This window comes from Methylobacterium sp. J-001, assembly GCF_022829565.1.
Classification (GTDB): Bacteria; Pseudomonadota; Alphaproteobacteria; order Rhizobiales; family Beijerinckiaceae; genus Methylobacterium.
Genome location: NZ_JAKSYN010000123.1, coordinates 92,233 through 116,481, shown reverse-complemented (window position 1 = coordinate 116,481; position 24,249 = coordinate 92,233). Strand labels below are relative to the sequence as shown.

At 68.9% G+C, this 24,249-nt stretch carries 31 protein-coding genes; 13 read left to right on the top strand and 18 right to left on the bottom strand.

What is annotated here, in order from left to right:
• Positions 1 to 46: 46 nt before the first annotated feature.
• Positions 47 to 1,294: an ABC transporter substrate-binding protein gene (locus tag MKK65_RS14700; protein ID WP_243958502.1), complete on the bottom strand. Its 1,248-nt coding sequence runs from the start codon at positions 1,292 to 1,294 to the stop codon at positions 47 to 49.
• A 184-nt stretch (positions 1,295 to 1,478) separates the two neighbouring features.
• On the opposite strand from MKK65_RS14700, the gene MKK65_RS14695 reads away from it, so the two are divergent.
• From MKK65_RS14695 to MKK65_RS14665, 7 genes are all read left to right on the top strand, one after another.
• Positions 1,479 to 1,985, top strand: a complete 507-nt coding sequence (locus tag MKK65_RS14695; RefSeq protein ID WP_243958500.1) for a DUF3280 domain-containing protein — start codon at positions 1,479 to 1,481, stop codon at positions 1,983 to 1,985.
• A 28-nt stretch (positions 1,986 to 2,013) separates the two neighbouring features.
• Positions 2,014 to 2,715: a (5-formylfuran-3-yl)methyl phosphate synthase gene (locus MKK65_RS14690; protein ID WP_243958499.1), complete on the top strand. Its 702-nt coding sequence runs from the start codon at positions 2,014 to 2,016 to the stop codon at positions 2,713 to 2,715.
• Positions 2,712 to 3,281, top strand: a complete 570-nt coding sequence (locus MKK65_RS14685) for a uridylate kinase (protein WP_243958498.1) — start codon at positions 2,712 to 2,714, stop codon at positions 3,279 to 3,281. Before MKK65_RS14690 ends, MKK65_RS14685 begins: the two co-directional genes overlap by 4 nt.
• Positions 3,278 to 4,837 carry a DUF6513 domain-containing protein gene (locus MKK65_RS14680; protein ID WP_243958497.1) on the top strand — a complete coding sequence of 520 codons (1,560 nt, stop codon included), beginning with the start codon at positions 3,278 to 3,280 and terminating at the stop codon, positions 4,835 to 4,837. The genes MKK65_RS14685 and MKK65_RS14680 overlap by 4 nt, the downstream gene beginning before the upstream one ends.
• 3 nt (positions 4,838 to 4,840) lie before the next feature.
• On the top strand, positions 4,841 to 5,431 hold the full coding sequence (locus MKK65_RS14675) for a DUF447 domain-containing protein (protein ID WP_243958496.1): 591 nt from the start codon (positions 4,841 to 4,843) through the stop codon (positions 5,429 to 5,431).
• 116 nt (positions 5,432 to 5,547) lie between these two features.
• Positions 5,548 to 6,081: an SRPBCC family protein gene (locus tag MKK65_RS14670; protein ID WP_058194463.1), complete on the top strand. Its 534-nt coding sequence runs from the start codon at positions 5,548 to 5,550 to the stop codon at positions 6,079 to 6,081.
• A 20-nt stretch (positions 6,082 to 6,101) separates the two neighbouring features.
• Positions 6,102 to 7,091 carry a YncE family protein gene (locus MKK65_RS14665; RefSeq protein ID WP_243958495.1) on the top strand — a complete coding sequence of 330 codons (990 nt, stop codon included), beginning with the start codon at positions 6,102 to 6,104 and terminating at the stop codon, positions 7,089 to 7,091.
• Positions 7,092 to 7,094: 3 nt separating this feature from the next.
• Here MKK65_RS14665 and MKK65_RS14660 read toward each other — a convergent pair whose 3' ends face one another.
• The 8 genes from MKK65_RS14660 to MKK65_RS14625 form a co-directional block, all read right to left on the bottom strand.
• Positions 7,095 to 7,295, bottom strand: coding sequence for a hypothetical protein (locus tag MKK65_RS14660; protein ID WP_058194461.1), 201 nt, complete (start codon positions 7,293 to 7,295; stop codon positions 7,095 to 7,097).
• A 70-nt stretch (positions 7,296 to 7,365) separates the two neighbouring features.
• Entirely contained in the window at positions 7,366 to 8,535 is a 1,170-nt protein-coding gene (locus MKK65_RS14655; protein WP_243958494.1) for a chlorophyllase/cutinase-like alpha/beta fold protein, read from the bottom strand.
• 88 nt (positions 8,536 to 8,623) lie between these two features.
• Entirely contained in the window at positions 8,624 to 8,824 is a 201-nt protein-coding gene (locus MKK65_RS14650) for a hypothetical protein (RefSeq protein ID WP_058194459.1), read from the bottom strand.
• Positions 8,825 to 8,902: 78 nt separating this feature from the next.
• The gene (locus MKK65_RS14645; protein WP_243958493.1) at positions 8,903 to 9,358 is read right to left on the bottom strand and encodes a response regulator; all 456 of its coding nucleotides are present in this window, start codon (positions 9,356 to 9,358) and stop codon (positions 8,903 to 8,905) included.
• A gap of 191 nt (positions 9,359 to 9,549) precedes the next feature.
• The gene (locus MKK65_RS14640; protein WP_243958492.1) at positions 9,550 to 10,422 is read right to left on the bottom strand and encodes a dienelactone hydrolase family protein; all 873 of its coding nucleotides are present in this window, start codon (positions 10,420 to 10,422) and stop codon (positions 9,550 to 9,552) included.
• A gap of 71 nt (positions 10,423 to 10,493) precedes the next feature.
• Positions 10,494 to 10,898, bottom strand: a complete 405-nt coding sequence (locus tag MKK65_RS14635; RefSeq protein WP_243958491.1) for a hypothetical protein — start codon at positions 10,896 to 10,898, stop codon at positions 10,494 to 10,496.
• Between the two features lie 119 nt (positions 10,899 to 11,017).
• Entirely contained in the window at positions 11,018 to 11,512 is a 495-nt protein-coding gene (locus MKK65_RS14630) for a DUF192 domain-containing protein (protein ID WP_243958490.1), read from the bottom strand.
• Between the two features lie 64 nt (positions 11,513 to 11,576).
• Entirely contained in the window at positions 11,577 to 12,176 is a 600-nt protein-coding gene (locus MKK65_RS14625) for a cold-shock protein (RefSeq protein WP_243958487.1), read from the bottom strand.
• Positions 12,177 to 12,527: 351 nt separating this feature from the next.
• On the opposite strand from MKK65_RS14625, the gene MKK65_RS14620 reads away from it, so the two are divergent.
• Positions 12,528 to 13,538, top strand: a complete 1,011-nt coding sequence (locus tag MKK65_RS14620; protein ID WP_243958485.1) for a heparan-alpha-glucosaminide N-acetyltransferase — start codon at positions 12,528 to 12,530, stop codon at positions 13,536 to 13,538.
• Between the two features lie 230 nt (positions 13,539 to 13,768).
• On the opposite strand, the gene efp is transcribed toward MKK65_RS14620, so the two are convergent.
• Entirely contained in the window at positions 13,769 to 14,335 is a 567-nt protein-coding gene (efp, locus tag MKK65_RS14615) for an elongation factor P (RefSeq protein WP_092041355.1), read from the bottom strand.
• A 230-nt stretch (positions 14,336 to 14,565) separates the two neighbouring features.
• On the opposite strand from efp, the gene epmA reads away from it, so the two are divergent.
• The 5 genes from epmA to MKK65_RS14590 all read left to right on the top strand — a co-directional run bounded on the left by epmA (position 14,566) and on the right by MKK65_RS14590 (position 18,911).
• Positions 14,566 to 15,621, top strand: coding sequence for an EF-P lysine aminoacylase EpmA (gene epmA / locus MKK65_RS14610; protein WP_243958483.1), 1,056 nt, complete (start codon positions 14,566 to 14,568; stop codon positions 15,619 to 15,621).
• On the top strand, positions 15,618 to 16,661 hold the full coding sequence (locus MKK65_RS14605) for a lysine-2,3-aminomutase-like protein (protein WP_243958481.1): 1,044 nt from the start codon (positions 15,618 to 15,620) through the stop codon (positions 16,659 to 16,661). Before epmA ends, MKK65_RS14605 begins: the two co-directional genes overlap by 4 nt.
• Before the next feature lie 18 nt (positions 16,662 to 16,679).
• Positions 16,680 to 17,291, top strand: coding sequence for a glutathione S-transferase family protein (locus MKK65_RS14600; RefSeq protein WP_243958572.1), 612 nt, complete (start codon positions 16,680 to 16,682; stop codon positions 17,289 to 17,291).
• A gap of 135 nt (positions 17,292 to 17,426) precedes the next feature.
• A complete protein-coding gene (locus MKK65_RS14595; RefSeq protein WP_243958479.1) occupies positions 17,427 to 18,074 on the top strand; it encodes a dimethylmenaquinone methyltransferase in 648 nt (215 codons plus the stop codon).
• Positions 18,075 to 18,083: 9 nt separating this feature from the next.
• On the top strand, positions 18,084 to 18,911 hold the full coding sequence (locus MKK65_RS14590; protein ID WP_058194448.1) for a YdcF family protein: 828 nt from the start codon (positions 18,084 to 18,086) through the stop codon (positions 18,909 to 18,911).
• On the opposite strand, the gene MKK65_RS14585 is transcribed toward MKK65_RS14590, so the two are convergent.
• The 8 genes from MKK65_RS14585 to MKK65_RS14555 form a co-directional block, all read right to left on the bottom strand.
• Positions 18,848 to 19,156 (bottom strand): DUF3253 domain-containing protein, encoded by a 309-nt coding sequence (locus MKK65_RS14585; protein ID WP_243958477.1) that lies wholly within the window; start codon positions 19,154 to 19,156, stop codon positions 18,848 to 18,850. The two genes, MKK65_RS14590 and MKK65_RS14585, sit on opposite strands and share 64 nt — an antisense overlap.
• Positions 19,153 to 19,914 carry a DUF599 domain-containing protein gene (locus tag MKK65_RS14580; RefSeq protein WP_243958475.1) on the bottom strand — a complete coding sequence of 254 codons (762 nt, stop codon included), beginning with the start codon at positions 19,912 to 19,914 and terminating at the stop codon, positions 19,153 to 19,155. Before MKK65_RS14580 ends, MKK65_RS14585 begins: the two co-directional genes overlap by 4 nt.
• A gap of 94 nt (positions 19,915 to 20,008) precedes the next feature.
• The gene (locus MKK65_RS14575) at positions 20,009 to 20,293 is read right to left on the bottom strand and encodes an acylphosphatase (RefSeq protein ID WP_243958473.1); all 285 of its coding nucleotides are present in this window, start codon (positions 20,291 to 20,293) and stop codon (positions 20,009 to 20,011) included.
• 52 nt (positions 20,294 to 20,345) lie between these two features.
• Positions 20,346 to 21,194: a formate/nitrite transporter family protein gene (locus tag MKK65_RS14570; protein WP_058194444.1), complete on the bottom strand. Its 849-nt coding sequence runs from the start codon at positions 21,192 to 21,194 to the stop codon at positions 20,346 to 20,348.
• A 144-nt stretch (positions 21,195 to 21,338) separates the two neighbouring features.
• Positions 21,339 to 21,770, bottom strand: coding sequence for a gamma-glutamylcyclotransferase family protein (locus MKK65_RS14565; protein WP_243958471.1), 432 nt, complete (start codon positions 21,768 to 21,770; stop codon positions 21,339 to 21,341).
• Between the two features lie 30 nt (positions 21,771 to 21,800).
• Entirely contained in the window at positions 21,801 to 21,923 is a 123-nt protein-coding gene (locus tag MKK65_RS31200) for a hypothetical protein (protein WP_279596718.1), read from the bottom strand.
• Positions 21,920 to 22,150 (bottom strand): hypothetical protein, encoded by a 231-nt coding sequence (locus MKK65_RS14560; RefSeq protein WP_243958469.1) that lies wholly within the window; start codon positions 22,148 to 22,150, stop codon positions 21,920 to 21,922. Before MKK65_RS14560 ends, MKK65_RS31200 begins: the two co-directional genes overlap by 4 nt.
• Positions 22,151 to 22,174: 24 nt before the next feature.
• The gene (locus MKK65_RS14555; protein ID WP_243958467.1) at positions 22,175 to 24,178 is read right to left on the bottom strand and encodes an acetyl/propionyl/methylcrotonyl-CoA carboxylase subunit alpha; all 2,004 of its coding nucleotides are present in this window, start codon (positions 24,176 to 24,178) and stop codon (positions 22,175 to 22,177) included.
• Between the last annotated feature and the right edge of the window lie 71 nt (positions 24,179 to 24,249).

Below are 24,249 nucleotides of genomic sequence, written 5' to 3'. Positions count from 1 at the left end.
TCCACCGCGGAGCTGGGCCGGCCGTGATGGGCCCAGGTAGATCCGGTCATTTGAACTTGCAGGTGGTCTCCGGCAGGTCGACGCCCAGCGTATCGAGGGGCGTGCGCTGGTGCAGGAAGCCCTGCTCGGGGGCCACCGAGACCAGGGCCTTGGGCTGCACCACGATCACCGGCTGGCGCAGCTGGTGATCCCAGGGGCGGAAGCTCAGGGACACGCCCTTGTAGGCCGGCAGGCTGAAGGCCGGATCGACCAGGTACGGGGCGAGCACGGCGGGATCGGACGTCTTCTTGGCGGTGACGGCCTCGCCCACCGTCCGGACCGCCGCCCAGGCCTGGTAGTCGAGCGGGCGCATCAACCGGGAAGCGAGGCGCCTGAAGCGGTTCTGCGCCTGCGCGGCGCCCCAGGTCTCCAGCACCGGCGACCACGTGGTCGAGGTCAGCGCCTGGGTGCCGCCCACGGGCCGCGGATCGACGGTGCGGTAGGAGACGTAATCGCCCCAGTCGCCCTCCTCGTCGGCCACGATCGCCATGTCGTAGTCGAGGCCCCGGGTGAAGACCATCGCCTCGGCCCGGGTCGGGGTATCGCCCCGTGCCTTGGCCAGAGGGCCGAAGGTCCAGGGCTTTTCGGCGGTGATCTTCAGGGCGAACTTGCGGGCCGAGTTGCGCAACGCCTCGGCATAGGCCTTGTCGGCCTCGGTCGGGCCCGTGATCAGAAAGATCTTCCGCCAGCGCATCACCGTCAGATACTGCGCGATGGCGTCGGTGAGCATCGCCCGGGACGGCAGGATGTGGAACACGTTGGTCCGGCAATCGGCGCCGCGCAGGCGGTCGTCCGGGGCGCCGGCGTTGAGCACCACCGCGCCGCTGTCCTTCACGGCATCGGCCACCGCCAGCACCGCGTCGGCCGGCAGGGCGAGCACCAGGTAGTTCACGCCCTTGGCCACCAGCTCCTTGGCGGCCGCCACGGCGTCGGGCTTCTCGTCGCTGAGGGCGACCGCGTCCAGGGCGAAGGTCTGCTTGGTGAAGCGGCCGGTGGTGTTGTTGTCGGCGATGGCCATCTTGGCGCCGGCCAGACCCTCGTCCTCCGGGGCAGCCTCGGCATCGTAGGAGGATGGCGCCGGCTGGGGGCGGTAGATCAGCCCGATATGGGTGTCGATCGGCTGCGGCGCAGGTTGCTGCGCGGATGCGGCGATGGGCGCGAGCAGCGCGCCCGCCGCAAGGGCCGCACGAAGTCCGGTCCGATATCGCGCAGGCTTGGGGGGGCGCTGGGCCGGGGCATGTGCAGGATCGTGCATAGGCGCGGCCTCTAGCAGCTTCCGATCCGGCCGCTCAACCGCGGCTTCTCCGTCGGGCGTTCACGTTCGCGTCGTGAGCCAACGGCGCGGCGATGTACATTGCCAATTTGTCCCCTCGCCCGAGCTATAGGGGATCGAATGTACCGGTCGAGACGGCATCAACCATCGTGAGGGAGCCCCGAGGATGCGCCACCTGTTCACCTGCGCGGTGACCGCCTGTCTCCTCGCCGGCCCGGCCATGGCTGCCGAGAAGGCGGCTGTCTTCCCCGTCGAGCTGTTCGACCCCGGCGCCACCTACGGCACGCGGGTCCGGCCGGTGGACACGAAGAAGCTCGCGCTGGTGACCGACGAATTGCGCAACGCCCTGCACAACCAGGCCGGGCTGGAGATCGTCGACACCGCCCCGAAGGCCGACGTGGTCGCCAAGGAAGGGCCGCTGTACAAGTGCAATGGATGCGCGGCCGACATCGGCAAGAGCCTGGGTGCGGATCTCGTCGTGACCGGCTATGTGGAGAAGGGATCCGGCCAGATCTTCAACCTGAACGTCACCATCGCCGAGGCCGAGACCGGCAAGATGGTGCGCGGCGGCCAGGTGACGATCCGGGCCGATACCGACGACACCTGGGCGCATGCCATGCGCTGGGTCGTGAAGAACCGCCTGCTCGCCGAGCCGCTGCCCGGCAAGTCGTGATTGCGTGCCGCACATCTTCGAGAGATCCGTGTCCGCGTTCCCTGTTCCGCCCGGCCCCCTGCCCCGCCTCCTCGTCAGCGTCCGCGATCCGGCCGAGGCCGAGGCCGCCCAGCTCGCCGGGGCCGACCTGATCGACGCCAAGGATCCGGAGCGCGGCGCGCTCGGTGCCCTCGAAGCCCAGCTGGTGGCGGCGATCGTCGCCCGGGTCGCGGGCGCCGCGGTGACCAGCGCGGTGGCCGACCCGACGCCCGAATCCGTCACCGCGATGGTGGCGACCGGGATCGATTGGGTGAAGACCGGTCTCGATCTCCGCCAACGGCGCGATCCGGCCGCGCTCGCCTCCCTCGTTGCGGCCGCGCCCGGCCGCTTGATCGCCGTCCTGTTCGCCGAGGATGGACCGGCGGCCGATCTGGTCCCGGCTTTGGCGCGGGCGGGTTTCGCGGGGGTGATGATCGACACCGCCGGCAAGACCGGCGCCCGGCTGACCGATCTTGCCGAGCCGGATACGCTGGCTGCCTTCACGGCCGCGTGCCGGACCCACGGGCTCATGTGCGGACTCGCCGGCTCGCTCCGGATCACCGATATCCCGGTGTTGAGCCCCCATCGCCCGGACTATTTCGGCTTCCGCGGCGGCCTGTGCCGCGATTTCGACCGGCGCAACGGCATCGATCCCCTGCGGGTCGCCGAAGCCGTGCGCGCCCTGCGGCCTCTCCATCGGGATGCCGCGTGACGACGATCCTCAAGATCGGCGGCAGCCTGGAATTTGACCCGGCGCGGCTGCGCGCCCTGCTCACCGAGGTGGCGCAGGGCGTCCACGGGCGCTGCATCGTCGTGCCGGGCGGCGGGGCTTTTGCGGATGCCGTGCGGGCCGACCAGATCCGCGACGGCTTCGACGATGCCGAGGCCCACCGCCGCGCCCTCGACGCCATGGGCCACAGGGCCGCTCATTTTTGTGATCAGGAGCCTCGCCTCGTCCGCAGCGTCGAGCCCTGGGCCGCCGCTCCCGCGGCTGGCGTCTGGGACCCGGCGAGCCTGCGCGCCGGACATCCCGACATCCCCGAGAGCTGGGACGTCACCTCCGACAGCCTCGCCCTCTGGCTGGCCGCGCGCCTGTGCGCCCGCCGCTGCGTGCTGGTGAAGTCCGCCGACGCTGCGCCGGATGAAACCCCCGACATCCTGGCCCGGCGCGGGCTGGTGGATGCCGCCTTCCCGGCCTTCGCGATGCGCTATGGCGGCCCGATCGCGATCTGGGGGCCGACCCGCCAAGTGACGCTGCCGCAGCGGGTGGCGGCGTGAGCGCCCCCGAGCACATCGTCTTCGTCACTGGCCGCCTCGCCCGGGCGCGGCTCGAAAAGGTCGCGGCCGGCCTGCCGGCGACGATCCACTGGAGCATCGCGGATGCCGGCGTGAAGGTCGCCGCGCTGATGACCGAGGAGATCATCCGCCGCCGGGTCGAGATGCCCGAGGGCGCGACCCGGATCGTCCTGCCCGGCCGCTGCCGGGCCGATACCGGACGCCTGGCCGAGCATTTCCACCTGCCGGTGGAGCGTGGGCCCGACGAGGTGGTCGACCTGCCGGCCTGGCTGGGGCTTGCCGGCCGCAAGGTCGATCTGTCGAAGCACGACCTGCGGATCTTCTCCGAGATCGTCGACGCCTCGAAGATGACCCCCGACGAGATCCTGGCCAAGGGCCTCGACCTCGCCCGCCGCGGCGCCGACGTGATCGATCTCGGCGGCCTGCCGGACACGACCTTCCCGCATCTGGAAGAGTCGGTGGTGGCCCTGAAGGGCGCCGGCCTGAAGGTCAGCGTCGATTCCTTCTCCCAGGACGAGCTGGCCCGGGGCGCCCGCGCCGGGGCCGACTACCTGCTCAGCCTGAACGTCGACACGCTGGATCTGGCCTTCGAGACCGATGCCGTACCGATCCTGGTGCCCCTGCGCCCGGACGACCTGCCCTCCCTCGACCGGGCGATCGAGCGGATGCTGAAGGCCGGGAAACCGTTCCTGGCGGATCCGATCCTGGAGCCGATCCACCACGGCTTCGTCGATTCGATCAGCCGCTACCGCGACACCCGCGCCCGATGGCCCGACATCCAGATGATGATGGGCACCGGCAACCTGACGGAGCTGACCGAGGCGGATTCGCTGGGCGTCACCGCCCTTCTGGTCGGGATGTGCTCGGAATTGTCGATCGGCAACGTGCTGATCGTCCAGGTCTCCAACCACACGCGCCGCACCGTCGAGGAGCACGACGCCGCCCGGCGGGTAATGTACGCGGCGAAGGCCGATTCCGCTCTGCCCAAGGGCTACGGCCGGGCGCTGCTCGCCCTTCACGACAAGCGCCCCTTCGTGCAGACCGCCGCGGAAGTCGCCCAGGCGGCCGCCGAGGTCCGCGACCCGAATTATCGGATCGCCGTCGCCGAGGACGGGATCCATGTCTACAACCGCGACGTCCACAGGGTCGGCACCGACGCGATGGCCTTCTTCCCCGATCTCGACGTGGCGAGCGACGGCGCCCACGCCTTCTATCTCGGGGCCGAGCTCGCCAAGGCCGAGACCGCCTGGCGGCTCGGCAAGCGCTACGTCCAGGACGAGCCCCTCGACTGGGGCTGCGCGGCCGATGCCGAGGTCGAGGATTCGACCGCCTTCAAGAAGGCCGGCCACACCCGCCATTCCGGCCCCGATGCGCCGCCGCCCGGCACCCGCGACGCCCGGCTGGTGAAGCCCGAGGCGGATGCCGACGCGCCCGAGACGATTTCGGATTCCGAGGCGCGGGTCGACGCCGTGCCCGAGCCCGTTCAGCCAGTGACCAAGCTGGTCTGCGGCCGGCTCGTTCCGGTGGACAGGGCCTGAGCCATGCCGCTGATCCTTGAGACGATCGTCACCACCCTCGCGCCGTCCGGCGAGCTGCACCTCGTCCCCTTCGGGCTGATCGGCGAGGCGGACGGCTACGTGCTGGCGCCGTTCCGGCCCTCGCCGACCATCGCCAATCTCGAGGCCAACCCGTGCTTCGCGGCGTCGAGCCCGCGGGACATCCGGGTGATCGCCGGCGCAGTGACGGGGCGGCGCGAATGGCCGACCGTGGCGTGCGCGGCCATTGACGGCCGCCGGCTCGCCGACAGTTTCGGCCACGCGGAGTTCGCGGTCGCGTCCGTGGACGATCACGAGACGAGGCCGCGCTTCCGCGGCCGCATGGTCCATTCCGCCGCCCACGCGCCGTTCATCGGCTACAACCGCGCCCAGGCCGCAGTGCTGGAGGCGGCGATCCTTTCGACCCGGCTCCACATGCTTGAGCCGGACAAGGTGTTGACGGAGATGGCCTACCTCGCCATCGCCATCGCCAAGACCGCGGGCCCGCGCGAGCGCGAGGCCTGGGGCTGGATCGAGGACAAGGTCGCGGCGGCCCTCGGCCCCGAGGCGCGCATCCTCGATCGGGACGACCGCTAGATCCGTATCCGTTCCGTCGGATGCGGATCTGACACTTACTTGTGACACGCTCTGCGGCGCGGAACCGGTATCCCCATCACCGGAATGCGCCCTGGAGGCGGGAGGAGCAGGACACGATGAAGAAAATAACCCTGGCCTTGGCGGCTACGGCTGCCCTGGTGGCGGCGACCGCGCAGGCCCACGGCCCGACCCGGCGCAAGATTTCCGAGTCGATCGAGATCAACGCGCCGGCCGATAAGGTCTGGGCCGTCATCGGCGATGTGAAGAATGCCGACTGGATCCAGAACGTCACCAAGACCGAGGTGACCGGCGACGTGCCGAACAAGTTCAAGCGGACCCTGACGCTCAAGAACGGCGATCAGATCCAGGAGACCAGCAACAAATTCAAGCCGGACGAGAAGCTGTTCTCCTACTATATTGACAAGGTCGACGTGAAGGACCTTCCGGCCAACGACTATTCCGCTTCGATCACGGTCGAGCCGGCGGGCGATGCCAAGTCCAAGGTCGAATGGAAGGCGGCGTTCTACCGCGGCTACATGAACAACGATCCGCCGCCCGAGCTGAACGACGAAGCCTCCGAGAAGGGCGTCGGCGACTGGATCAAGGCGAGCCTCGCCAACCTGAAGGCCAAGGTCGAGAAGGGCTCGTGAGCCCGCGCAGGTTGCGCCGCATGGCCCCGCGGTTCTGCGGCACAAACCTGCGTCTTCACGTGGGCAGAGGCCGGACGGCACTCGCCGCCGGCCTCGTCCTCGCCGCCACGCTCGCCCGCGCCGAACCGGCGCGGGAAGCGATCGTGACGGCCCAGCTCGGCGGCGTGGTCGAGGTGGTCGATCTCGCCGCCGGCAAGGTTCTGCGCAGCATCCCGGTCGACGGCGCGCCGGCCGGCATCGCCCTGTCGCCGGACCGCAAGCGGGCCTACGTCACGCGGCCCGAGGGGCACGGCCTGGCCGTACTCGACCTCGATGCCGGGCGTGTCGTGGCGGAGGTACCACTGCCGGGCGGACCGCTCGGCGTCGCTGCCGATCCCAAGGGTGGCACGGTCTACGTGGCGGATTGGTACGGCCACCGGCTGTTCGTGCTGACCGAGCGCGACGGCACGCTGGTTCCCAACGGCGAGATCGCAGTCGGCGCCTCGCCCTCCGGCATCGCCGTCTCCCCCGACGGGGCGACCCTCTACGTCGCCAACCGGGAGGCCGACACGGTCTCTGTGGTCGATGCCAAGGCCCGCACGGAAACGAAAACAATCCCGGTCGGCCAGCACCCGTTCGGCATCACCCTCGATGCCGCCGCCGGGCGCGCCTACACGGCGAACGTCACGAGCGACGATGTCTCGGTGATCGACCTCGCAGCAGGCCGCGAGATCAGCCGGATCCCCACCGGACGGCGGCCCTACGTGATCGCTCTGTCGGCGGGACGCGGCTTCGTCACCGACCAATATGCCGGGAGCGTCACGGCCTTCGACCTCGCGACCCTCAAGCCGATCGCCGATATCGATGTCGGCGACCATCCGGAGGGGATCGCGGCCGATGCGGACGGCCAGCTCTACGTCGCCAACTGGGGCGACAACACGCTCAGCGTCCTCGACGCACGCTCGCTCACGGTGCTGAAGACCATCCCCACCGGCAACGGCCCGCGGGCCTTTGGGGATTTTCTGCGCTGAAGCTCAGTCCATCTGCCGATGCGGCGCCCGGCGGTAGGCCACCCGGGCGGCCACCAGGGCGCCGCCGATCTGCAGGAAGCCGGATTCGCCGAGATCCGGCGGCGCCCCATGCGCCTGGATCAGCAGGCGCGTCAGCGCATTCAGCGCCAGCAGGGTCAGGCAGAAGGCGGCTGCGGCGAGCAGGCTGGCGACGAACTCGGGCATGGCATCATCCCCCGTGTCGAACACAGGGAGACTAGCAAGCGCTGCGCCAAGGGGAAGCCCGGCGGCGCGATCAGCGCTTGCGGGCGGCCACAGCGGGCTGGGCGGCCTGGACGGGCGGCGCCAGGCGCGGTGTCTCGACGGCGAGCCGCTTGACCGGCCAGCCGTCGCTCCAGCGCTCCATGTCGGCGAGCCGGGGGTTGCCCTTCATGGCGTTCGCGTCCGAGCCGGCGAAGGCTGCCGCGGCGGCGATGTCGAACGTCTTCCAGAAGCCGAGGTAATCCAGCGCATCGACCCGGGCGATATTGATCTGGGACACCAGCGTCTGCTGCTCGCCGGTGAGCGCCATGTCGGCGGACCAGCGGAACGGCGGCGGCTTCGGAGCGTCCTTGGCAGCGTCCTTCGGCTCCGGTCCCGGCTTGATCGCGCCGCCATCATAGGCGATGTCGAGGCCGGCCGGCGCCGCGAGCGTCGCGGTCAGGGCCGGGAAACCGTGATCGTCCGAGAGGGCGCGCACGAACAGCTTGCGCTCGATCGGCACGGCGCTGGCCTCGCGCAGCAGGCGCTTGGCCGCGAGGTCGGCGGCGCGCGTGTCCTTGTCGCCGACCATGGCGATCAGCAGCGTCGACGGGTCGATCCCGGACAGCTCGGTGAGCGCGATGCCGCGGGATTTCGGCCCACTGGCAATGCCGCCCGGCGCCGCCGCGAAGATCAGCTTCGGCACCGGCAGGCCCTGCTGCTTGGCGTCGGCGGCCATGTCGAAGGCGATGGGCGCGCCCGCCAGATGCCCGATCAGCGCCACACGGCCGAGATCGGGCTTGGCGTCGGCATCGGAGGCGAGGTCGGCGAGCGCGGCCTTGACCAGAGTCTCGGCGATGCCGGGGGCGTCGGCCGGACGCGTCCGGTTCACGTCCTGGAAGCGGGGGTAGAGCACGAGCCAGCCCTGGCGGGTCAGGTGGTCGATCCAGCCGCCGTAGCTCTGCGGATTGACCACGCCCCACCCGTGCAGGAACACGGCCACGGGCCGGCCGGCTTCCGGCGCCGCGCCGGCCGCATGAAATGCGAACAGGCTGCCGGTCCCGCGGCCGACCAGGCGCTTCACGATCGTGGCCTTGCGGTCACCGACGCCGCCGGGGCCATCCGCGGGCTGCGGCGGGGGCGCGGCGGCCTGCGCGGTCTGCAATCCGGCGAGCGCCAGGATCAGGCCAACGGCGAGCGATCCGCGAAGAACGGTGAGACGCATGAGGGGCTCGACTGAGAGACGCGATGCGCCGGCAGGTCAGAGCCCGCTGAATAGCAGATTCCCCCGCCTTGGCGACTCAGGAGCGGCGTCAGGCGGCGAAGACCCGTTCGGAATCCATCCCATCGAGGCGCAGGGCCAGCGCCAGGATCTCGGCCGGGACCTCGTCGGCCGCCGGGCCGTAATGGGCCCGCAGCTCGTCGCTCAGCGTGTCGACGACCTGGGTGTCGGGCGTGTCGTCCCAGGGACGGCGCCAGAGCGACTCGGCATGGTTGATGGCGACGATGCGCATGATGTTGTTGGGGCCGACGGCGTGACACGGGACGGGGCGCGGCGCGCTCCGAGAGTGGCGTACAACCCGGAGTTGGCCTTAGGTTTCCACACCCGGTGTAATTAATTGACCACCCGGACCGATCACCGCAGGCCCGGTCGCGCCCGATGGCCGCCCGGCGGCCTGCTCCACCCAGGCCAGGATATCCTCGGCCCGCCAGGGCTTCGGAATGAACGTCGCCGACATACGCAGATCGCTCGGCTGGTCGCCGGCATCGCCGGAAGTGAGCAGCACCCGCACCCGCGGCCAGGTCACGCCGATGATCCGGGCCAGCTCGAAGCCGCCGATCGGCCCGGGCGTGCGCACATCGGAGAAGACGACGCTGACCTCGTCCGCCCGGTCATTGAGGATCGCCAGCGCCCGGTCGGCGGTCTCAGCCTCGATCACGGTGAAGCCCGTATCCTCCAGCAGCGTGGCCGCGAGGAAGCGCTCGTCGGGTTGGTCCTCCACGACGAGGATGACGGGCTTCTGTCCGGGCTGTACCGAGTCGCTCATGGGCCGGGACACTCTACAGGGGCTGAACGGCGGTCGCGACATTCGGTTCAACGGCCCGATCGCCGCGGTCGGCCGGACCCGCGCAGGCACAGATCCTCCCGCGACCCTGGCATATTCAGCAAGTTGTGGCCGTGTCCCGGGAAGCACAGCGACCGAGGAACATCCGACCAAGACCGGGGAAACCCCTCGGTTCAGCCGACGCCGTGGGCTTTCAAGAAGGCAAGTGCCCGGTTCCAGCCGTCCTCGGCCGCGTCCTTGCGATAGCTCGGCCGGTAATCCGCGTGGAAACCATGCGGCGCCTCGGGGTAGATCACCAGTTCGACGCTCTTGCCGGCTTCCTTCGCCTTGTCCCGGGCCTCTTCGACGGTCGCTGGCGGGATGCCGGCATCGGCGCCCCCATAGAGGGCGAGCAGGGGCGCGTGGATCTCACCCGCCACATCCCCGGCGGTGCGGGGCTGGATGTCGGTCCGCTCGCCGCCGAGCGGCCCGTACCAGGCCACGGCCGCCTTCAGGTCGCGACGATGCGCCGCGTAGAGCCACGCGTCCCGCCCGCCCCGGCACCAGCCCATCACGCCGAGCCGGCCGGGATCGCCCTTCGCGGCCGAGGCCGCCCAGGCGGCGGTGGCGTCGAGGTCGCCGATCCACTGGGCGTCGGGTGTCTTGGAGATGACGTCCCGGATGATGACCTTGGGATCGGTCATGGTCGAGAGATCGCCCTGCCGCGCGTAGAGCTCGGGCGCGACCGCGCAGTAGCCGGCCTTGGCGAGCCGCCGGCAGATGTCCTTGATGTACTCGTGGACCCCGAAGATCTCCTCGATCACCAGCACGATCGGGAACGGACCTGCGCCTTCCGGCACAGCCCGGTAGGCCGGCATCGGGCCGTCGGCGGCGGGGATCTTGACCTCCCCGGCCTCGATCCCGGACGCGTCGGTGTGGATCACCTGCGCCTCGACGCGCGTGGTCGCGACGGTCAGGCCGCTGATCAGGCTGGTCATCACGAAGCCGCGCCGCGAAAGCGGTGACGTGATCAGGCCGTCGAGCCCGGCATTATCAGCATTCGCCATGATCATCTCTCCCGCAATCTCGCGAAGAGGGCTATCCGGCGAAGACAGGCGCGGTCAAATGACCGGACGCCTCAGGCGCCGGCCGCAACGAGCGCCCGTACCGGGCGCGGGACGGCAACGCGGACCGTCTCGGGGACGGCGCGGGGCTTGAGCACATCGGCCAGGGTGACGAACGTCTCCGCGACAGGCGCTTCAACCGCTCGGATGCCGTAGCCCAGGGCGAAGGAGCGGGTCAGGCCGGCATCGCGGGCGATCCCGAAATGCTGCAGGGCATTCAGGAACGCGTCGCGGAACAGGCTCGGACGGCACCAGCTCTTTTCCGCCATCTGCAGCGGCCAGTCCCAGAGGCCCTCGGCGCGCCGCGCCGACAGGGCCCCCCGGCTGATGAAATAGCCGGTGCCGCGGTGCTCAAGCCCGTCCGCGCTCACCGACCAATCGTCGTTGCCGAACAGTTCGGCATCGGCCACATCGCTCATCGGGTCCTCCGCGCTGTGCCGGCATTCCGACGCACCGGAACAATGCCGGAACATTGGCGCGGAACATCGCAGCGGTCAAGGCGATTGTTCCCGCTGCGTTCGCAAAAATCCGATTCGGATCAGCGCGCCTTGAACAAAGGGTGCTCGATCGTGTCGCCCGCCTGGATCCCGAGCTTGGCCGCCGTGCCGGCATTGAGCTCCAGCACCGCCGAGACCGGGCTGCCCGACGGGATGATCGCGGTGGAGAGCGGCTCGGTATCGGCCGCGATCCGGCTGACGACGCCGTCCGGGCGGATGAACAGCATGTCGAGCGGCAGATAGGTGTTCTTCATCCACATGGTCACCGGCTCGGTGCGCTCGAAATCGAACAGCATGCCGTGATCGGCGGCCATGTGCCGGCGGAACATCAGGCCCCGGGAGCGGCCGGCATCGTCCCGCATCACCTCGACGGCGAACCGCTTCGGGCCCGTCTTGCTCACGATGGTGAGCGGCTCTGTCTTGGCGGCACTCTCGCGCGCCGGATTCTGGGCGGAGACGGGCAGGAAGGCCGCGGGCGCGGTCAGGACCAGGCCGGCGATGGCCGCCGCCTGAGCGACGCGGAACAGAGATTTCACGGGCTGATGCCTCTTCAGGAAACGCGCACAGGGCGCTGTCCAATAGCGCGTCCGGGCCGTGGCGTCAGTGCGAGGTCGGGAGCGTGCCGTCGATCAGGCGGATCTCGGCCGCCATCACGCCCTTGGAGCCGTCGCCATAGCGCACTAGCACCGCCTCGCCGGGCTTCAGCTCGGCGATGCCGTAGCGGCGCAGGGTCTCCATGTGCACGAAGATGTCGGGCGTGCCGTCACCGCGGGTGAGGAAGCCGAAGCCGCGCAGCCGGTTGAACCACTTCACCACAGCCGTCTCCAGCCCGCTGGTCGGCGTGACCGAGACGTGGGTCCGCGGCATCGGCATCTCGGAGGGATGCAAGGCCGCCGACTGGTCGAGGGAGATCACCCGGAACGCCTGCCAGCCGCGCGGACGCTCCACCGCCTCCACGACGATGCGCGCGCCCTCGCTGGCCGCCTGGAAGCCGTCGCGGCGCAGGCAGGTGACGTGCAGCAGAATATCGGGGGCGCCGTCATCGGGCACGATGAAGCCGAAGCCCTTCGATACGTCGAACCACTTGATCCGGCCGGAGACCTCGACGAGGTCGAGCGCCTCGTCCTGCGCCGTCTCGGCACCCCGGGCTTCCTCAATCCGATTGGGGGTTTCCGGCCCGGATCCGCGTTCGTCAGACATGGCCGAGCAACCTACACCGAATCACGCCGCGCGCTCACACAGCAAGATTAACGAAGTCCTGATTCCCGGAAAGCCCATATGACCGGCATAGGAGCCTTGCCGAGTTGCAATCTTGCCCGGGGGAGGCAGCCCCGCAACAGTCGATCGGTCGCAGGCCGGACCGGGGAAAGGCGTTTTCACGCCGATCGCGTCGTCTGGATCTCTTCCGGCACGCCGTCGAGTCAGGTTTTCGCGAGCGGCAAGCAGCGGGCTTCACGTTTTCGAGAGGGTCATCGGCCCGGTACCCCGAAGACGGTCGCGAAGCCTCGCCGCGGTGGCGCCGGAGGCGCCGGCATGGTTTGACGCCGTCGCATGTCGACCGACGCGAACCGCCCCGAGCCGTCCCGCCCCACCCCGGCTTCCGGGCAGCGCCGGCTGCCGATCATTGATGCCGTGCGGGCGGCCGCGCTCCTGGCGATGGCGAGCTACCACACGCTCTGGGACCTCGGATATCTGCGGCTGACGGCCGAGAATTACGCCCTGACGCCGGCCGGCCACCGGGCAGCCGAGGCGATCGCCGGCACCTTCCTGACCCTCGTTGGGGTCGGGCTGGTGCTGATGAATGGGCATGGCGTTCGCGTTCGGCCGACCCTGACGCGGCTCGCCCGGATCGGCGGGGCGGCGCTGCTGGTCACGGCCGGAACCTGGCTGGCCTTCCCGGACGCTTACGTGTTCTTCGGGATCCTGCACTGCATCGCCGTCGCCAGCGTGCTCGGCCTGCCGTTCCTGTTCCTGCCGCTGCCCGTGACGATGCTGGCTGCCGCCGCAATCTTCGCCGCGCCGCTGTGGCTCCATGCGCCGGTGCTCGACGCACCGATCCTGTTCTTTCTCGGCCTCGGTACCGGGACGCCGCGGACCAACGATTACGTCCCGCTGTTCCCGTGGTTCGGGTTCGTCCTCACGGGGATCTTCGTCGGGCGGCTCGGCCTGCCCCGGCTCAGACGGTCAAGCCTCGGCGCCTGGGCGCCGCGCACGACGCTCGGCCGCGCGGCGACCTTCGCGGGGCGCCACAGCCTCGTCGTGTATCTCGTCCACCAGCCGGTCCTGTTGGGGCTGCTCACCGGGCTCGTCACCCTGACGGGGCCGAACCCGCATGCGGGGTTGCGGGCGTTCCGGGCCGATTACGTGCGGATCTGCACCCGCACCGGCGGCGAGCTTCCGCTCTGCCGGATCGCCGCCCGCTGCACCTCCGAGGCACTGCTCAAGGAGGATCTGTTCCGAGAGGATGGACGGCCGTTCAGCGCGCCGGAGCGGCTGCGGGCACAGGCTCTGTCTCAGGGGTGCTACGGGGCGATCGAGGCCGCATCTCGCGCGCCACGGTGAGGCAGTGTGTTCGATAGCGGCGACGGGACCTGCGGCCCCAGAACCGATCACCCCCTCCTGAGGTGCGCGCGCAGCGGGCCTCGCAGGAGGCCTCCAGTTTGCCCGCGATCCCCGGAGCCCTCCTTCGTGGGCGTCGCTGCGCGCCGCCAACGCAGGATGAGCGGTAGGGGTTGGCTAGAGGGGTCCCGCCCGCGCGACTGTCGTCCCGGGGCGAGAACCCCCAAACCCGATCAGTCCTTGGCGCGCTCGACGTAGGCGCCGTCCGCCGTCATCACGACGACCCGGGTGCCGGCCGCGATGTGCGGCGGCACGGTGGTGCGCACGCCGTTCGAGAGCGTGGCCGGCTTGTAGGACGAGGAGGCGGTCTGTCCCTTGAGCACCGGCTCGGTCTCGGCGACCTCCAGGGTGACCCGCTGGGGCAGCTCGATGGTCAGCGGCACGTCGTTGTGGCTCGCCAGCATCACCGCCATGCCCTCCTGAAGGTAGGGGGCGGCGTCGCCGACGACGTCGGCCGGCACGGCGACCTGCTCGTAGCTCTCAGGGTTCATGAAGTGGAACCCTTCCGCGTCGCTGTACAGGAAGGTGTGCTCGCGATCCTCGACGAAGGCGCGCTCGACCTGCTCGGTGGTGCGGTACCGCTCGGACACCTTCACGCCATCCGTAATGCGCCGCATGTCGAGCTGGGTTACCGGGGTGCCCTTGCCGGGGTGGATGTTCTCGGCGAACAGGATCACGTAGAGCTTGCCGTCCTTTTCGACGACGTTGCCCTTACGGAGCGTTGAGGCGATCACCTTCACGGAATTACGTCCTGCATTGACAAGGCGGGTCGGCACACGCCAAGCGCGTGCACTGGATCTAGGCCCCGCCACTATCGCATCTGCGACGCCGTTGCCAGCCGGCGGGGCGCAACCGGGGCGCGTGGGCGCTCTGCCCGCAGGCGACCGAGTATGATGTCTGCCCATTCGCTCGCCGATCACGCGGCTTGCCCCCGCGTCCGCGGATACGGGAGTCCGGCGGGGGCCGGGCTGTGAGTGGCGCCCCCTCCCCCTGGTGGTCGCCCGATCGCCACGCCGACCGGCGCCCGCGGCTCCTGATGCGCAACCGGATCCTGGCCGCCTTCCGGGCCTGGTTCGCCGCGCGCGATTTCGTGGAGGCCGAGACCGCCTGCCTGCAGGTCTCGCCCGGCAACGAAGCGCATCTCTCGGCCTTCGCCACCGAGGCGATCGGCGCCAGCGGGGCGCGGACGCCGCTCTACCTGCACACCTCGCCGGAATTTGCCTGCAAGAAGCTCCTGGCGGCCGGCGAGACCCGGCTGCTCAGCGTCGCCCGGGTGTTCCGCAATCGCGAGCGCGGACCGCTGCACCATCCCGAATTCACCATGCTGGAATGGTACCGCGCCGGGGTGCCCTACACCGACCTGATGGCCGATTGCGCCGACCTGCTCGCGCTCGCCGCCGAGACCGCCGGAACCCGCCGCTTCGCCTATCGCGGCCGGGAGACCGACCCGTTCGCCGAGCCGGAGCGCCTCACCCTCGCCGAGGCCTTCACGCGCTTTGCCGGCATCGATCTTTTGGCAACGGTGTCTTCCAGCGGCGAGACCGATCGCGACGGCCTCGCCGGTGCGGTGTCCGAAGCGGGCCTGCGGGTCGCGTCCGATGACACCTGGGCCGATCTGTTTTCCCGGGTGCTGGTGGCCCGGATCGAGCCGCATCTCGGCATCGGCCGCCCGACGATCCTGTGCGCGTACCCGATCAGCGAAGCGGCGCTCGCCCGGCCGGCCCCGGAGGATCCGCGGGTGGCGGAACGGTTCGAACTTTATGCGTGCGGGGTCGAACTCGCCAATGCCTTCGGCGAATTGACCGATCCGGTTTCCCTTCGCAGGCGCTTCGAAGTGGAGATGGCGGAAAAGCTGCAGATCTACGAAGAGACCTACCCGATCGACGAGGATTTCTTCGCCGCATTGGCCGTGATGCCCGACGCCTCCGGGATCGCCCTCGGCTTCGACCGCCTGGCCATGCTGGCCTGCGGCGCGAACCGGATCGACGACGTCCTCTGGACCCCGGTGGCGGAGACCCGGCCGTGAACCGCACCCTGCGCAACGCCGCCGACCTCGCCGAGGCCGGCCTGCTGTCCGGACCTGAGGCGGATGCGCTGCGCGCTGTGCTGGAACGCTACGCCGTCTCGGTCACGCCGGACATGGCCGCGCTGATCGACATCCACGATCCGGCCGATCCGATCGCCCGTCAGTTCGTGCCGCAGGTTGCGGAAAGTGTGGTTGCCCCAGAGGAGCGGGCAGACCCGATCGGCGACGAGGCACACGCTCCGGTGGTGGGCATTGTCCATCGCTACCCCGACCGCGTGCTGCTGAAGCCGCTGCATATCTGCCCGGTCTATTGCCGGTTCTGCTTCCGCCGGGAGATGGTCGGGCCGGACGGCCTGGGCTCGCTCACCGAAACCGAGCTCGACGGCGCCCTGGCCTACATCGCGCGGGATCCGCGGATCTGGGAGGTGGTGCTCACCGGCGGCGACCCGTTCGCGCTCTCGGCCCGGCGCCTCGGCGTGATCGCCGAGCGGCTGTCTTCGATCGAGCACGTGCGGGTGGTGCGGATCCACACCCGCGTGCCGGTGGTGAAACCGGATCTCGTCGACGACGATTTGGTCAGCGCGCTCAAGCGGTTCGGCCGGGCGGTCTTCGTCGCCCTCCATGCCAACCACCCGCGCGAGCTCACGCCAAAGGCCGGCGCTGCCTGCGCCCGGTTGGTCGATGCCGGGATCCCGATGGTCAGCCAGTCGGTGCTCCTGCGCGGGGTCAACGACGACGCCAAAACCCTGGAAGCGCTGATGCGGGCCTTCGTGGAGAACCGGATCAAACCTTATTACCTGCATCACGGTGACCTCGCCCCGGGCACCGGTCACCTGCGGACCAGCCTGACCGAGGGACAGGACCTGATGCGCGCCCTGCGCGGCCGTCTCTCCGGCCTGGCTCAGCCGACCTATGTGCTCGACATCCCGGGCGGCCACGGCAAAGTGCCGGTCGGACCCGGTTACCTGGCCGACTCGGATGGCGAGACGCGGGTGACCGACCCGTCCGGGTGCGAGCACGCCTACCCGCCGAAGGCCTAGCGGAGAGATGTCGTGACGATGCGCAAGCTCTGGGGCCGGCTCACCTCGGTCAACGTGCAGAAGGCGGCCTGGGCGCTGGATGAGGCTGGGCTCGCCTATGAGCGGGTCGATGCCGGCGGTGCCCACGGCGTCGTCGATGATCCCGCCTACCGCGCCATGAATCCGAACGGGCTCGTCCCGACGCTCGAGGAAGACGGGTTCATCCTCTGGGAATCCAATGCCATCCTGCGCTACGTGGCGGCGATTTCACCGGCCCTCGCGCTGCCCGCCGACCCGCGGACATGCGCCCTTGTCGAGCAATGGCTGGACTGGCAGGCCACCACCTTCACGCCCGCCATGCGCGACGCGTTCTGGCAGCTCTACCGGTCACCGAATCCGGACCGAGCCGTGATCGCAGCCTCGGTGAAGCGCACGGAAGCCTTCGCCGCCATCCTGGACGCGCATTTGGCCGATCGCGATTATGCGGTCGGCGCTGGCTTCAGCATCGCCGACATCGCCCTCGGCTGCGCGGCGCATCGCTGGCTCAACCTGCCGGCCGACCGCATCGAGCGCCCGGCCTTGCGCCGCTGGTACGAGCGGATCGCCGTCCGGTCCGGGGCGGCTCGGGCCCTCGGCGAGCCGATTTCCTGAGTTCATGCGCGTCGTTGTGCCAAGTGGCAGCCTTTCGGGGCGAAGCCGCAAGCGCGGCCTTGTCGGCGCGCCCATGCGATCCACCTTCTGCAAATTCGCCGATCCGTCCGGCGCCGGCCTTCCACGGAGCCTCTGATGGCGATCGACCCGACCCTGCGCGACGCGCTCTCTGCAGTGACCCCGGCGAGTTTGGCCCGGGCGCTGACGCGGGCCGGCGTGAAAGCGTTCAGCCCGCATGGTCTATCCGGCCGCGGCGGCAGTGCTATCGGACCTGCTTATACGGTGCGGATGATTCCGGCCCGCAACGACGCCGCAGGCGATCTGGCCGCCGCGATCGATGCGGTTCCGGAGGGCGCGGTCCTGGTGATCGATGCGGCCGGTTCCAGCCTCGCCCTGCCCTTCGGGGCGATCGTCGCGGCGCGGCTCGCCCAGCGCGGCGTGGCCGGTCTCGTCACCGACGCCGCCCTGCCGGATACGGTCGGCCTGCCGGTCTGGTCCGCTCCGGTGGGCGGAAGTGACACCCTATCGCTCGTCGGCTCACAGGAGCCCGTCTCCTGCGGCGGTGCCGCAATTTATCCGGGTGATATCATGGTCTGCGGTTCCAGCGGCATCGTTGCGCTGCCGGCAGATATCGCCGAGCGGGTTGCGCTGGAAGCCGTCGAGCAGCAGCGCCTAGACCTTTGGATCCAGCGTGAAGTGGAGAAGGGCGGGAGCCTTGCTACCCTGCTGCCCCCGGACGCCGCTGCCCTGTCCCGGTTTGAAGCCGAGGCGAAACCGATCTGAGACACGGTCGTGTTTTTCCCGCTCTCGAAGGTGGTCTATTTCCTGATCACCCCATCGAACGCCTTCATATTCTCGATTTTCGCTGGGCTCTTTCTGCTGGCGTTGACGCGCTTGCGCCGGACCGGCCTCGGTCTCGCCGGTTTCGGCGTGCTTGGACTTGTCCTTGGCGGTTTGGCGCCCCTGTCGGAGATTGCCCTGCTGCCGCTGGAGCAGCGCTTCCCGGCGTACCCGGATGACGGGCCGGCTCCGGCGGGCATCATCGTGCTCGGCGGCGGCATCGAGGCCGGATTGTCCGAAACGCGCGATCAGGTCATCGTCAACGATGCCGGCGAACGGCCGATCTACCTCGCCGATTTGGCGCGGCGCTTCCCGGCGGCCCGGCTGGTCTTCTCAGGCGGGAGCGGCTTCGTCGGCGGCGGCATCGCAGAAGCCGATATCGTCAGCCGCCACGCTGATGTTCTCGGCCTGCCTCGGACCCGGATGATCCTCGAGAACCGATCACGCAATACGCGAGAGAACGCCGCCTTTACGGCTGCGTTGGTCCTACCGAAGCCGGGCGAGCGCTGGCTGCTGATCACCTCGGCCTGGCACATGCCCCGGGCGATCGGCTGTTTCCGGGAGGCTGGCTTCACAGTCGACGCGTTCCCGGTCGATTATCGAACCCGCGGCTGGGGCGACATCGCACGCTTCCACGGTTTTGCCTCCGACGGTCTCCTTCAACTCGATCTCGCGGTGAAGGAGTGGATTGGCCTCGCGGCCTACCGGCTCGCCGGCTACACGTCGGATTGGCTGCCGGGGCCGGAGCCAGTGGCGGCGCCCGGCAACGCCAGCCGATAGATACCGCGAAAATCGTTCGGATCGACAGGCTTGCCTTTTCGCAGGATCGCAACCTGGCCGGCATGCGCCAGCCGCACCGCGACCCGCCGCACCGGCTGCATCAGCGGCCCCCACCCGTCTGGATGCGGGCCGCCCAGCGCGCGGGCGACTTCGGAGGGGCAGATCGTCTTGCCAGCCCCGCGCTCGGCCACGAGGCCAAGCAGGGTCTCCTCGATCGCCGCTTCGTCCGCCTTGGTCGTAATCATGTCCGTGCTTCCTCGGCGGGAGCCAGCAGCGGTCCCTCATGCGGGCCCTCACCGGCCTCCAGCAACGCCTTGCGGATATCCGAGGCGAACTGTCGACGCCACATGATGACGACGACGGCACTTGTCGAGGCGATGAGCACATACGGGCTCACGAACCAGCCGAGATAGGCAAGCGCGAAAAAGAAGGCGCGCTGTCCCCGGGCGAAATGCCGGCCGGCGCTGACATTCATCGCCGCAAGTCGGCGGACCGCCCGCATCATCTCGATGTCGCTGACGCCCGAGCCTTTCGGAGGCACTGCACCGAGCAAGATCGCCGCGTAATTGAACAGCCGATACGCCCAGGCGAATTTGAAAAAGGCGTAGACGAACACCACAGCGAGGCCGGCAACCTTCAATTCCCAGGTGGTGCGGTTCGCCACCGTACCGAACGGCAGCGTCGCGAACAGGTTGAGGACGTCGTCGCCGGAACGCGACAGAGTCAGCACCGAGCCCAGCGCGATCAGCGAAGTGGATGCGAAGAAGGCGGTGCCGTTCTGGAGTGAGGCGTTGATCTGCGTGTCGACCACCCGGTTCTCGCGGCCGATGATTTGCCGAGCCCAGTTCGACCGGTGAACATTCATGATCTGGCTCAGCGAGATCATGCGGCCGCGCAGGCGGCCGACCGATAGGCCATACGCGACCCAGGCAACGATGAAATACGCCAGCGCTCCAAGATCCAGGGGCGAGAAGGCGGCGCTGCCTGCAGTCAGGTCGGTCATGGAGTCGTGGCGCCAGCATTCGGAACCGGAAGCGGCCCGAGGCCATACCAGTCCCGCCCGTGCCGCAGAACCCGTCGCGCCGCCCTGCGCCCCCTCAACGTCGCAGGACCTCGAACTGGCTCGTGTCCGGCGGGTCGCCGCCCTCGCGCACGCTGATGTCGGAGACCCGCGCGCTTGGGGGGCCGGACCGGCACAGCGCAACCATCTGATCGACGACCTCCGCCGGCCCGCTGAATAGGGCCTCGACGGAACCATCGTCCTGATTACGGACGAAGCCGGACAAGCCCCGCGCACGCGCTTCGGCCTGTGTCCAGGCTCGGTAGGAGCCGCCCTGAACGCGTCCCGTGATGATGACAGAGACGGTGCGGGTCGCACTCATCGAGATCACACCGCCTAGGAAAGGCCCGCGCCGGGGCGCGGGCCGCCAAACCTCACTCGGCCGCCATCGGGCGACGCGCGTCCACACCAACCGGGGCTGAACGCTTCTCGCCCGTCCGAACGTGGGTCGAGTAGAGCATCAGGCCGGTGAAGGCGAGGCCGCCGACGATGTTGCCGAGCAGCGTCGGGATCTCGTTCCACAGCAGGTAATCCATGACGGTCAGGTGGCCGCCCATCAGGATCGCCGACGGGAACAGGAACATGTTCACGACCGAGTGCTCGAAGGTCATGAAGAAGAACACCGTGATCGGCATCCACATGGCGATCACCTTGCCGGGGACCGAGGTCGACAGCATCGCGCCGATGACACCGGTGGAGACCATCCAGTTGCACATCATGGCGCGCACGAAGAGCGTCAGCATGCCGGCCGCGCCGTACTTCTCGTAGCCGAGGGTACGCGCCTCGCCGATGCCGGCAATCGCTTTGCCGACGGCATTCGGCTCAGTTGCGAAGCCGAACGTGAAGACGATCGCCATCATCAACGCCGTGGTAAGGGCGCCGGCGAAATTCCCGAAGAACACGAGAGTCCAGTTGCGGGCGATGCCGGCCACGGTGACACCCGGGCGCTTGTCGATGAGGGCGAGTGGCGTGAGGACGCAGACGCCCGTGAAAAGATCGTAGCCCAACAGATACAGCATGGAGAAGCCGACCGGGAACAGCAGCGCCCCGACGAGCGGTTGGCCCGTGGTCTGATTGATGGTTACCGCGAAAGCTGCGGCGAGCGCCAGGATCGCGCCGGCCATGTAGGCCCGGATAAAGGTGTCTTTGGTGGCCATGAAGACCTTCGATTCACCGGCATCGACGGCCTTCTTCACGAAATCGGCGGGCGCCAGATAGGACATGCGAACCTCTCCCTCGCACGCGGCCGCCGATCGCCGTTGACCGAGGGGCACGCTGCGCAATCATCACAGCTGACTGAGGCGCATGATGGTGTCGCCGCCCCGGTCGATCGCGAGCAAGCAGGTTGCGTACCAATTGCCGAATGATCAGGCGGGCGCGCCACGCGTCCAGCGACCGAGTTCGCGGATATAGGCTGGCGGCAGTTGCGCGGCCTGGGCAGCCGCCACGACGGCTTCGAGGTAACCCGGCCGCGGCCGGCCAGATGCGGTCGACCGGCCAAGATAGATCAGGGCACGCTTGACCCCACTGGCTGTGGTCACAGGCAGCGTCGCCTTCGCGTAAAGGCCACCGGCAACGCCTTCGTAGCGGTCGAGAGCCGGGATGTCGTCGAGGGCCAGTTCCCACAGGACGCCGTGGACCACGCGGGCAGAGTCTCGCACCACCGAGGCGTAGCCCTCGCGCATGATGATGAAGCAGTATCCCGGCAGCCGCCCGCAGCCGATCAGCCGCGAGACCGGGCAACGCAGGGCCATCGCGGTGGCATCCATGTTCGCGCCGTAGGCGAAGTATAAGGGCATGCAGCGACCGTTGGTGGTCGCGCCGCTGAATTACTTCCCGGATTTCCGCTCGTCGCGCTGAATGGACCATTCGTTTGCGCGCATCGCCACGTAGGCGACGGCGATGGCCACCGCCGGGATCACGAATGTGACGAAAAGCCAGTCGGCGCTCATGGCTTGATCCCCCGCAGAATCTGCCTCGCTGTCCAATGTGGTACGAACCCGGTGCAAAGCCAGGCGAAGGCAAAGACTACGTTCTCAACGCGCTGGATAACGCCCGCGGGCCCACCGAAGCTCACTGCGACCACCGGCGTCACAAAGCCGATCACGACGAAGGAGACCGCCACGTTGTTGATGGCGGTCGCCAACAGCTTCGTCTGCTCGTCGGATGCGGCAGTCATGACGACGTGAGGGCGAAAGAACCTTCAAGCAAACTCTAGGATTACCGCGTCGACCGCAAGGCTGTCGCCTTCCTTGGCGTGGATCTTCGCGACCGTGGCGTCGCGCTCGGCGCGGAGCATGTTCTCCATCTTCATCGCCTCGACCACCGCAATCGGCTCGCCGTTCTTCACTTCCTGGCCTTCGGTGACCAGGATCTGCTTCACGAGACCCGGCATCGGGCAAAGCACCTGCTTACCCGAGCCGGCCTGCTCCTTCACGGGCATCAGCGCGGCGAGCTCGGCCTCGCGGCGGGTATAGACCCGTGCCTCGGCCGCCGCGCCGGCGTGCTGCAGGAACACGCCGTTCAGCAGGCCGCGGACCTGGATGGCGACGCGCTCGGAGCCGATCGAGCCGATCCAGACCGGCTCGCCCGGCCGCCACGCGCTCGCGACGGACAGCGAGGTGCCGCCGTCCCGGGTGACGATCAGGTCCTCGCCCTCGGGCTCGACGGTGACCGGATAGGATTGGCCGGCCAGGATCACGACGCGGTCGCGCTCGAAGGCGAACAGGCCGGGTGCGCGCATCTGCCCGGAGATCCCGCGCTTGCGCTGGTTGAGCTTGTGGTCGATCGCGGCCGCGGCGGCCATCATGCGGATCGCCACCGCGCCCGCGGGCTCGGGGGCGACGAAGCCGTTCGGGAATTCCTCGGCGATAAAGCCGGTTGAGAGATTGCCCTCTTGCCAGCGCGGATGAGCCATTAGCGCCGAGAGGAACGGGATGTTGTGGCGGATGCCGTCGATCGCGAAGGCGTCCAGCGCATCGCCCTGCGCGGCGATCGCTTCGGTGCGGGTCGGCGCCCAGGTCACCAGCTTGGCGATCATCGGATCGTAGTGGATCGCGATCTCGCCGCCTTCTTCCACGCCTGTATCGTTGCGCACGATCGCGGCGCCCTGGCGGCCCTCCTCCGGCGGCCGGTAAGTGGTGAGCCGGCCGATCGAGGGCAGGAAGTTGCGGGTCGGATCCTCGGCGTAGACGCGGCTCTCGACCGCCCAGCCGTCGAGCTTCACCTGCTCTTGCGTCAGCGGAAGCTTCTCGCCGGCCGCGACCCGGATCATCAGCTCGACGAGGTCCAGACCGGTGATCATCTCGGTGACCGGATGCTCGACTTGGAGGCGGGTATTCATCTCTAGGAAGTAGAAGGACTTGTCCTGGCCAGCCACGAACTCGACCGTGCCGGCGGAGTCGTAATTCACCGCCTTGGCGAGGGCGACGGCCTGCTCGCCCATCTTCCGGCGGGTCTCGGGATCGAGCAGCGGCGACGGCGCCTCCTCGATCACCTTTTGATTGCGGCGCTGGATCGAGCATTCGCGCTCGCCGAGATAGATCACGTTACCGTGCTTATCGCCGATCACCTGGATCTCGATATGCCGCGGATCGGTGATGAACTTCTCCACGAACACCCGGTCGTCGCCGAAGGACGAAGACGCCTCGGACTTGGCGCGGGCGAAGCCCTCCGCGACCTCGCCAGACGAATGGGCGATGCGCATGCCCTTGCCGCCGCCGCCGGCCGACGCCTTGATCATCACCGGATAGCCGATGCCGTCAGCGATCTCGACGGCGTGCTCGGGGCTCTCGATCACGCCCAGATAGCCCGGGACGGTGGAGACATTGGCGGCAGCCGCCGCCTTCTTGGACTCGATCTTGTCGCCCATGGCGGCGATGGCGCCAGGATTGGGACCGATGAACACGATGCCGGCGGCTTCCAGCGCCTTCGGGAAAGCTTCGCGCTCTGACAGGAAGCCGTAGCCGGGATGGACCGCCTGGGCGCCGGTCTGCCGGCAGGCTTCGACGATCTTCTCGATGACGAGATAAGACTGGGCAGCGGCGGCGGGGCCGATATGGACCGCCTCGTCCGCCATGGCGACGTGGACCGCATCGCGGTCGGCGTCCGAGTAGACTGCGACCGTCCTGATGCCCATCTTCCGGGCGGTCTTGATGACCCGGCAGGCGATTTCGCCCCGGTTGGCGATCAGGATCTTATCGAACATCGCTGGCGCATCGCTCTCGAGATCGCCGGATTGCACACCGGCTTGACTGTCCCGATAGATCAGTTGCGCCG

Bases quoted from the DNA above. Each gene is read 5' to 3' on its own strand.
- MKK65_RS14635 (WP_243958491.1), bottom strand. From the start codon at position 10,898: ATGAGCGATGTGGCCGATGCCGAACTGTTCGGCAACGACGATTGGTCG.
- MKK65_RS14670 (WP_058194463.1), top strand. From the start codon at position 5,548: ATGAAGAAAATAACCCTGGCCTTGGCGGCTACGGCTGCCCTGGTGGCG.
- MKK65_RS14650 (WP_058194459.1), bottom strand. From the start codon at position 8,824: ATGCGCATCGTCGCCATCAACCATGCCGAGTCGCTCTGGCGCCGTCCC.
- MKK65_RS14645 (WP_243958493.1), bottom strand. From the start codon at position 9,358: ATGAGCGACTCGGTACAGCCCGGACAGAAGCCCGTCATCCTCGTCGTG.
- MKK65_RS31200 (WP_279596718.1), bottom strand. From the start codon at position 21,923: ATGAGCGCCGACTGGCTTTTCGTCACATTCGTGATCCCGGCGGTGGCC.
- MKK65_RS14695 (WP_243958500.1), top strand. From the start codon at position 1,479: ATGCGCCACCTGTTCACCTGCGCGGTGACCGCCTGTCTCCTCGCCGGC.
- MKK65_RS14580 (WP_243958475.1), bottom strand. From the start codon at position 19,914: ATGACCGACCTGACTGCAGGCAGCGCCGCCTTCTCGCCCCTGGATCTT.
- MKK65_RS14555 (WP_243958467.1), bottom strand. From the start codon at position 24,178: ATGTTCGATAAGATCCTGATCGCCAACCGGGGCGAAATCGCCTGCCGG.
- MKK65_RS14660 (WP_058194461.1), bottom strand. From the start codon at position 7,295: ATGCCCGAGTTCGTCGCCAGCCTGCTCGCCGCAGCCGCCTTCTGCCTG.
- MKK65_RS14595 (WP_243958479.1), top strand. From the start codon at position 17,427: ATGGCGATCGACCCGACCCTGCGCGACGCGCTCTCTGCAGTGACCCCG.
- MKK65_RS14570 (WP_058194444.1), bottom strand. From the start codon at position 21,194: ATGTCCTATCTGGCGCCCGCCGATTTCGTGAAGAAGGCCGTCGATGCC.
- MKK65_RS14675 (WP_243958496.1), top strand. From the start codon at position 4,841: ATGCCGCTGATCCTTGAGACGATCGTCACCACCCTCGCGCCGTCCGGC.
- MKK65_RS14700 (WP_243958502.1), bottom strand. From the start codon at position 1,294: ATGCACGATCCTGCACATGCCCCGGCCCAGCGCCCCCCCAAGCCTGCG.
- MKK65_RS14560 (WP_243958469.1), bottom strand. From the start codon at position 22,150: ATGACTGCCGCATCCGACGAGCAGACGAAGCTGTTGGCGACCGCCATC.
- MKK65_RS14665 (WP_243958495.1), top strand. From the start codon at position 6,102: ATGGCCCCGCGGTTCTGCGGCACAAACCTGCGTCTTCACGTGGGCAGA.
- MKK65_RS14625 (WP_243958487.1), bottom strand. From the start codon at position 12,176: ATGTCTGACGAACGCGGATCCGGGCCGGAAACCCCCAATCGGATTGAG.
- MKK65_RS14585 (WP_243958477.1), bottom strand. From the start codon at position 19,156: ATGATTACGACCAAGGCGGACGAAGCGGCGATCGAGGAGACCCTGCTT.
- MKK65_RS14565 (WP_243958471.1), bottom strand. From the start codon at position 21,770: ATGCCCTTATACTTCGCCTACGGCGCGAACATGGATGCCACCGCGATG.
- MKK65_RS14620 (WP_243958485.1), top strand. From the start codon at position 12,528: ATGTCGACCGACGCGAACCGCCCCGAGCCGTCCCGCCCCACCCCGGCT.
- MKK65_RS14655 (WP_243958494.1), bottom strand. From the start codon at position 8,535: ATGCGTCTCACCGTTCTTCGCGGATCGCTCGCCGTTGGCCTGATCCTG.
- MKK65_RS14640 (WP_243958492.1), bottom strand. From the start codon at position 10,422: ATGGCGAATGCTGATAATGCCGGGCTCGACGGCCTGATCACGTCACCG.
- MKK65_RS14575 (WP_243958473.1), bottom strand. From the start codon at position 20,293: ATGAGTGCGACCCGCACCGTCTCTGTCATCATCACGGGACGCGTTCAG.
- MKK65_RS14600 (WP_243958572.1), top strand. From the start codon at position 16,680: ATGCGCAAGCTCTGGGGCCGGCTCACCTCGGTCAACGTGCAGAAGGCG.